Raw genomic sequence first — 7,154 nt, 5'->3', positions numbered from 1 at the left:
GTCGGCGTTCGCGGCCTCACGAGTGGACTGGGCGCGCGCGGCGGCGAGCGCGGCGTGGACCGCACAGAGGCGACCCTTCCATTCCGACGGCTCCCAGCGCTCCGTCGCCAACTGCTCGTATCGCTCGATCGTCAGGGCGACGTCGTCGCCCGCGCGGAGGTCCTCGACGACGTAGAGGTTCAGCCGGTCCCAGAGGTTCCAGGCGTAGCCGGAGCGGGCGAGCTCCCAGGCGGCCCACGCGGCGACCTCCTCGTCGGAACGCCGCACCGCTTTTTGAAGGAGGCTCGAAACCGCATAGCGGCTGTAGCCGCCGTCGGTTTCGTTCGGCTCCTTGGGGTCGCCGAAGTCGTTCTCGCCGGTCGCGTCCGGCGTGGTGTCGGTTTCGAGGCTGCCGTCGCTACCGAACGTGGCCTGTCTGTCCGCACCGTCGTCTCCCATACGCCCGCTCGCGGGGCGCGCGACTTAAATACCGCGTGGAGTTGTCGGGACACGGCACACCCACTCGAGCTGCCCGCGAAAGGGAACGTTTAAGTCGAATCCAGCGGCTAGAATTTAGTGACCGCCCTTAGCTCAGCCTGGTAGAGCAGCCGACTGTAGATCGGCTTGTCCCCCGTTCAATTCGGGGAGGGCGGACTGGTTTTTCAGTCGGTTCGTAGCCAACTGTGGATCGACTTGTCCCCCGTCCCCGCGAGCGAAGCGAGCGGGGAACAGCGAGTCGCAGCGCCGAGCGAAGCGAGGCGATCGTCTCGCGCGTTTCAATTCGGGGAGGGCGGACTTTTGCTGCGAACGAAGTGAGCAGTCAAAAGACCAATCGACCCGAATTGAGCAGACGAGTCACAGCCCGGAACCGTGAGAGGAACAGATGGGAGGTAGTACACGCAACACTCCGGACATCCCAGTGAAGACATCGACGCCGAAGCGGGTCCCCACAAACGACGGAAATAGGCGACTAGTTATGTCCGATCACAACGTGCTCGGTCACTATGGCACGTACGAGACGCCTCACCAGCCTCTGGAATCGTTCGACAGGGGCGAAGGTCACGATGGTGGCTGCGGCGCTGCTCGTCGTCTGCCTCGTCGTTATCGCCGGCTTCGTCGGGCTCGGAACCGCGCTGTTTTATGACTCCTACCAGTCGTCGTACGGGTTCGAGGCGAGCGTTGACGTCGATGGCGCGACCGAGAACGTTGTCGTCCTTCTTCCCATCGGTGTTCACGACGGTGAGGCGGTCGTCGACGAGCTATACGTAGCCGACAGCGACCGGTTCGTTGGCGTCTCACACGAGGTGGTGGCGACCGACCGCGGCCCGATGCTCCGGATCGAGATCGACGAAGTTCGCGAGGGTCGCGACACGCTCTGGTTCGACTCACGGATCACGTCCGACTGGACGATCGACACGCGGACGCCACGCGGAACGGAGCCCGTTCTCGCCCCGGTTGAGCTCAGTGATCCCGAGCGCGGCGCGGACGACCACGACGACTGGGCGGCGGACCGGTGGCCGGACTACCGGTCCTTCGAAGCCACGAGTCCGGTGTACGTCGAGCACGGCGGCGACGACATCACCTTCGGCGTCATCGTCCGCTACGAGGGAACAAACGAGTGGTGGACGTTCGGGTGGAGTTGGAACACTTACGAGACGTCCGTCGCAGGCGACATAGCCGGGACTGACCCGGGCGGCGAATGGGTCGAGCTCCGCGGTTGGCACACCGAGGGAGTCGGGAGCTACCCGCGGTTCCCGCCGACACCGTCGTGATCCCGGGCCCGCAGCCGATCCGGAGCGGCCTGCACACGAGGGATCAATATATATTGACAATAGTATAATGACTTATATATAATGAACTTTAATTATTAAGTCGTGCCATCCGAATGGGTGGAGCGGGTGGTACGGCGAGAGGTGAAAGGCATGTCACAGAACAGACGGACGACGGACGGGAGTCGTATCGTGAGTAAATCGGTCGAAACGGGCCGACGGAACCTGCTTCGCGGGATCGGCGCGCTCGGACTCGGATCGGCCGCCATCGGAGGCGTACAGGCACGGCCGGATCACGCGGGGTCGGGATCCGCAGCGGAGCCGGTTCCGATATCCGCGCAGTTCTGGTCGTTCAACAATGCGGACCTCACGACGGCGGAACTGATCTACGAGATGGAGAAGGCGGGCTACGACCACTTCGAACCGTTCTCGATCGACGGCGACTCGGACGTTGACGCGATCACGGAGGCGATCGACGAGACCGGCGTGGGAATGGCCAGTGCCCACCAGGGACTCTACGACACGCTCGACGATCCCGAGGGAGTGGCCGAACTGTACCTCCAGTACGGGGAACCCGCACTCATCGAGGCGTACATCAACGGTGACACGTGGAGCACCGAGGAGAGCGTTCTCGAACTCGCTCACGACATCAACACGGCGGCGGACGAGATGGCCGATCAGGGACTCGAGTTCGGGTATCACAACCACGACCACGAGTTCCAAGAGCTCGAGGACGCCGACGAGATCGCCTACGACGTGTTCGCGGAGGCGGTCGAAGATCACGTTCACCTCCAGCTCGACGTCGGCTGGGTAGAGACGGGCGGCGCGAACCCGATCGAGTATATAAGCAGGTATAGTGACGAGATCGACTCCATCCATATGAAGAACATGCGAGACGGTGACTTCGTCGAGATAGACGAGGGTGACGTCAATATGAAGGCCGTCGCCAATGTCGCGCGGGCGACCGCCGATGTCGAGTACCTGGTCTACGAGTACGATTGGGCACCGGAGCCGATCGAGTCGATGAACATCGGTGGCGAGTTCCTCGGTCGATGGAACGGCCCGCCTCGCGGGCGTAACTGACGGACGAACGCCGGGTGGCTACCCCACTCGGTGACGCGCGTTATGCGCCGGACTCGGATCCAATCGATGTGCCGCAATATCACCCGAATCTGCGGGGGCGTCGCGTACGGTCCACTATCCGTGTTAATCTCTACCATCCTCCCTGATTTCTTACATACTACTTTAATATTTATTAGATTAATTACTTAAGGATGTCAGTAGGACAAGAACTCCTCGACGTGCCGTTTCCCGAGATGGTTGCTAGCATGGGCCAGGGTATCGCGGACGCGCAGAACCAGTTGGATATGAACTCCGTGGAGGTCGCGAAGATCCTCGCCGAGACGGAGATCGAAGTCGTGCCGGCGATCACGCGGACGATCGACGCGGACGGTGACGTCACGTACGACTCCGCCGACCCGATCGATGTCTCACTGCTGCAGGCCGGGCTGTTCCCGACGTTCTACCAGTTCTCGGAGGCCGTCATCGAGGTCGAGATGGATATCAAAACGACGACCGAACGCGAGACCGACATCGACGTGAGCGCCAAAGCGAGGGCCGGATTCGGTCTCTGGGGCGGCAGCATCCAGACCGACGTGAGCCACAACCGGAAGTTCGGCAAGGAGGTCCACGGGACGAGCAAGCTGAAGACCACGATGGTCCCGGTGCCGGAGCCACCGTACCTCTTCCCCGCGGTCGAGACCGTCGACAACCGCACGACCGAGTGACCGTCCGCGCCTCCCGCGCGGCGACGAAACACCGCGCAGTCCCGACCGGGGGATACGCGACCAGCCATGCCACAGACACCAATGCCGCCACGAGCCCATCACATACCGCCACGCCGTATCGCCCCCGATCGATCCACCCGAACCGTCGCGGCACTGCCGTTCGGCGACCTCGTGTTCCTGTTGGCCGAAGGGGTCGCGGAGGCCCAGACCGCTCTCGACGCCCACGCCACGGAGACGCGTGAAACACTCTCGGAGACCACGGTCGACGTGGTGCCGACGGTCAACCGCACCATCGACCCCGGCGGGTCGGTGACGACCGAAACCACTCCGGCGGAGTCACGGTCGCTGCTCGAGTTCGGGATCACGCCCGCGTGGTACCGGTTCAGCGAGTCGACTGTCGAGGTCGCAGTCGACATCACCGCCGCGGACGGATCTGGAAGCGGGGACCGAACCGCCAAGGAGGCAGCCGAAGACTGGGCCGCCAACGAGGCAGCCGAGGATCGGACCACCGGCGGCACTACGGAAGACCGGGCCGATCGATCGCTCGATCTGCGCGCCGACACGGGAGCCGGGATCGACGAGCGACGGTTCGACAGGGAAGTCGGGGCGAACGCCCGCCTCGCGGTTCAACTCCGACCGACTCCGTCGCCGGCACGGCTCCGATCGGCGGGCACCTCCGGCGTGGCTCCGACCGACGCCGTCACCGGCAGGACAGGGGCCACCCACCCGGCGAACGAGCGAACCGGTTCCGGAGGAGCCGACCATGGTAACTGACCAGTGGCTCGATCGGCCGCTCAAGGAGTTCATCCGCACGATCGCGTTCTCCGTGGCCGAAGGCCAAGAGGAGTTGGACCAGCGAGCCATGCGGTCGCAGCTGGCGATCGAACGCGAGATCGAGGAGGGCACGCTCGGGTACGACCTCGACGCGTCGTGGCTTCGCTTCTCCGAGGTCGAGGCGGACCTCGAAATGACGCTGTCGATCGAGGGACGCGAGATCCGCGATCCGGAGACCGAGGAGGTTCGCGGCTTCAGGCCCGTCGTGAGCGCGCTACCGCTGAACCACCGTGTCAAACACGAGTACGACGTCGACGCCGAGATCGCCAGCGAGGTACGGCTCCGGATCGCGCCGGTTCCACCGGAGCGCCGACAGCGATGAGCAGTTGGTTCACGAACCGTGCGGACGCGGTCCGTCTCGATGAGACGTTCCAACTGACCGAGGTCCCCCACGTCGACGCCGAGAAGTTCGAGCCCATCGAGCGCGCCGCCATCGAGCGGCTGGTCACCGAACAGCAGGGCTCGCTCGTGCGACTCCAGAGCGACGTCCTCGAGATGCGGGCCGAGCGAACCGCGTTGGAGCGGCAGCTCTCGACGCTCGAATCGGAGCGGGGGCGGTTACAGGAGCGGATCGGCGAGCTCGAGGCGACGCGCCCATCGCTGGAACCGACGGCCGTGTTCTCGAACCTCGGTGCCGCGCTTCAGGAGGTCGACGAGGACCTGAAAGGGGAGCGATACCGCGTGGACGACGTGGACTTCAGGCTCAAGACGAACGTGATCCAGACGGACGAAGGGTTACGGATGCATCTGCCGTCGCTTGACGAGTCGTCGGCGTCGGCCAACCTCAGCGAGGTGTCGTTCCGGCTCCGGGCACCGCGGGGGGAGACCGACGCCGAGCAGCCGAGCTACGTCGACGTGCCGGACCTCCGCGGCGTCCCGTACGAGGTGGCGGCCCGACGGCTCGCGTCTGCCGAACTGACCGTCGGAACGGTCGAACGTGCCGTCGACCCGGACACGACACCCGGGACCGTTATCGAGCAGTTCCCGGACGCGTTCAGCGTCGCCGAGGCGGAGGCCCCGATCGACCTCGTGATCGCCGCCGATCCGGATCCGGGTCCCGACGGGCGAACCGCCGAGAGGGAGACGACCAACGAGACGGAAGGGAGTCAAGATGAGTCCCGAACCGACACGCGAGAGCGTGCTCCACGGTCGGGGGGTGACGCGTCGGAGGACGACGCCCCGACAGCCGACGACGACGAGCGGAACCAGGCGGAGCCGTTCCGGCGAGCGATCGCCGAGGTGGCCCCGGAACACGGGAAAGCCGTCGTGGACCGCCTGCGTCGCGCCGGCGTCACCGACCCCGAATCGCTGCGTCGGTTCGACCCGGACGAGCTCGCGGCGCGACTGTCGATCCCCACCGAGGTGGTCGACGAACTCCAGGCAGAGCTCGGCGGCAAACGGGACCCGGTTCCGTTAGAGGAGGTGTCGGGGATCGGCCCGACCTACGCGGGTCGCCTCCGTGATGCGGGCGTACACGGCGTGTCACAGCTCGCGACGCTCGATCCGGGGACGGTCAGCGACCTCGCCCGGGTGTCGACGGGCCGGGCCGAGGAGTGGATCGAGCAGGCCCGGCGGCTGAGCGGGGAGTCGTGACCCTCGCGGAGCGGTTCGGCGCGTCGATCGAGATCACCGGACCGGACCCGGAGACCGAGGGCTTCTTTCTCGTCACGCGACCGGAGCGCGTCGATCACGAGTCGTTCGTCGCCGGGCTTCTCGGATTGATCGGAAGCGCGGATCGGCTCGTGCTACATCACCCCACGGGGTTCGCCGTCGTCCGGCTCCCGTTCGGTCGGGCCCAACGGCTGAAACGACTGTCGTGGGTCGAGACGGTCGGGGGGATCCGGTTCGACCCCGAGCGACTCGCCGCGGCCACGGGCGTGCCCGCACCGTGATCGGTCCGTCGTTCATCGATCCGTCGTTCACCGACCGGCCCTTCACCGATCCGTCGTTCACCGACCGACCCTTCACCGATCCGTCGTTCACCGACCGACCCTTCACCGATCGCCCTTCACGCACCCCGATCGGGTGGGGGAGCTTCACGCACCCTGATCGGGCGGGGAACTGTGGAATACGAGTAATAGCGAAGCGGTCAGATCCCTTCGATGCGCCGCAGCGTCGCCCGAACCGCTTGCGGCGTCGCGTACGGCCCGCCCTCGACGCGGTGGTCGGCGAGCAGGATCGGGATCGGGTTCTCGCGGAGCGCGGATTTCACGTCGCCGAGGTCGTCGGCGTCGTTGTCGTCGAGCCCGACCGTTCGGGTCAACCGACTCACGGAGACCGACTCGCCGTACGGCACCTCCCGGAGCGCGTCGAGCACTCGACGCTCCTCGGTTGGGACCGTAAGTCCGGTATCGACGTCGTCGAAGTGGTCGCGCTCGCCGCGGAGGTAGTCGCCGATCCGATCGAGGAGCGTGTGGTCCGTGTCGGCGTCGTCCGGGACCGTCTCGGGGAACGAGATCGCGATGACCCGACCGCCGGCGAACCCGACCTCGACCGATCGTTCGAGGCCGTCGTACTCCCGGGCGAACACGCCGGAGACTCCACTAGTGTCCATGCCCGACCGTGAGATCGCCGGCCGTATAACGGATCGGGAGCGGTCTCCCCCGCAACCCTTATGTACAAATGAGTTCATTAGTGTACAGTAATGGAGGAACCAGCCGAGGAGCTCGCGCCGGCGGTCCGGTCGATCCTGTCGGCCGCCCGCGAGCGGGCCGCGACGAGCCACTCGACCGAGGTGCGGATCGACGACCCGCGGGACCTCAACGCCGCCTTCGCGGCGGCCGAG

Annotated in this window: 8 protein-coding genes, 1 tRNA gene and 2 pseudogenes; 9 read left to right on the top strand and 2 right to left on the bottom strand. The window is 65.6% G+C overall.

Going from position 1 to position 7,154, the window contains the following annotated elements:
• A pseudogene (locus ACFQEU_RS09030) lies at positions 1-438 on the bottom strand (hypothetical protein); the annotation flags it as partial.
• A gap of 121 nt (positions 439-559) precedes the next feature.
• Here ACFQEU_RS09030 and ACFQEU_RS09025 point away from each other — a divergent pair.
• From ACFQEU_RS09025 to ACFQEU_RS08990, 8 genes are all read left to right on the top strand, one after another.
• Positions 560-633, top strand: a tRNA-Tyr gene (locus ACFQEU_RS09025).
• A 350-nt stretch (positions 634-983) separates the two neighbouring features.
• Positions 984-1,751 (top strand): hypothetical protein, encoded by a 768-nt coding sequence (locus ACFQEU_RS09020; RefSeq protein ID WP_379781369.1) that lies wholly within the window; start codon positions 984-986, stop codon positions 1,749-1,751.
• Positions 1,752-1,901: 150 nt separating this feature from the next.
• Positions 1,902-2,831: a sugar phosphate isomerase/epimerase family protein gene (locus tag ACFQEU_RS09015; protein ID WP_379781367.1), complete on the top strand. Its 930-nt coding sequence runs from the start codon at positions 1,902-1,904 to the stop codon at positions 2,829-2,831.
• A gap of 191 nt (positions 2,832-3,022) precedes the next feature.
• Positions 3,023-3,535 carry a hypothetical protein gene (locus ACFQEU_RS09010; protein ID WP_379781365.1) on the top strand — a complete coding sequence of 171 codons (513 nt, stop codon included), beginning with the start codon at positions 3,023-3,025 and terminating at the stop codon, positions 3,533-3,535.
• 66 nt (positions 3,536-3,601) lie between these two features.
• On the top strand, positions 3,602-4,309 hold the full coding sequence (locus tag ACFQEU_RS09005) for a hypothetical protein (protein ID WP_379781363.1): 708 nt from the start codon (positions 3,602-3,604) through the stop codon (positions 4,307-4,309).
• On the top strand, positions 4,299-4,691 hold the full coding sequence (locus ACFQEU_RS09000; protein WP_379781361.1) for a hypothetical protein: 393 nt from the start codon (positions 4,299-4,301) through the stop codon (positions 4,689-4,691). Before ACFQEU_RS09005 ends, ACFQEU_RS09000 begins: the two co-directional genes overlap by 11 nt.
• Positions 4,688-5,962, top strand: coding sequence for a helix-hairpin-helix domain-containing protein (locus ACFQEU_RS08995; RefSeq protein ID WP_379781359.1), 1,275 nt, complete (start codon positions 4,688-4,690; stop codon positions 5,960-5,962). Before ACFQEU_RS09000 ends, ACFQEU_RS08995 begins: the two co-directional genes overlap by 4 nt.
• Positions 5,959-6,261, top strand: a complete 303-nt coding sequence (locus ACFQEU_RS08990) for a hypothetical protein (protein ID WP_379781357.1) — start codon at positions 5,959-5,961, stop codon at positions 6,259-6,261. The genes ACFQEU_RS08995 and ACFQEU_RS08990 overlap by 4 nt, the downstream gene beginning before the upstream one ends.
• Before the next feature lie 197 nt (positions 6,262-6,458).
• Here the strand turns inward: ACFQEU_RS08990 and ACFQEU_RS08985 are convergent, their stop codons facing one another.
• A complete protein-coding gene (locus tag ACFQEU_RS08985; protein WP_379781355.1) occupies positions 6,459-6,923 on the bottom strand; it encodes an MGMT family protein in 465 nt (154 codons plus the stop codon).
• Between the two features lie 90 nt (positions 6,924-7,013).
• Here ACFQEU_RS08985 and ACFQEU_RS08980 point away from each other — a divergent pair.
• A pseudogene (locus ACFQEU_RS08980) lies at positions 7,014-7,154 on the top strand (indole-3-glycerol phosphate synthase); the annotation flags it as partial.

The organism is Halorubrum tibetense (assembly GCF_042661865.1).
Classification (GTDB): domain Archaea; phylum Halobacteriota; class Halobacteria; order Halobacteriales; family Haloferacaceae; genus Halorubrum; species Halorubrum tibetense.
This window is presented reverse-complemented; position numbering and strand designations above follow the sequence as displayed.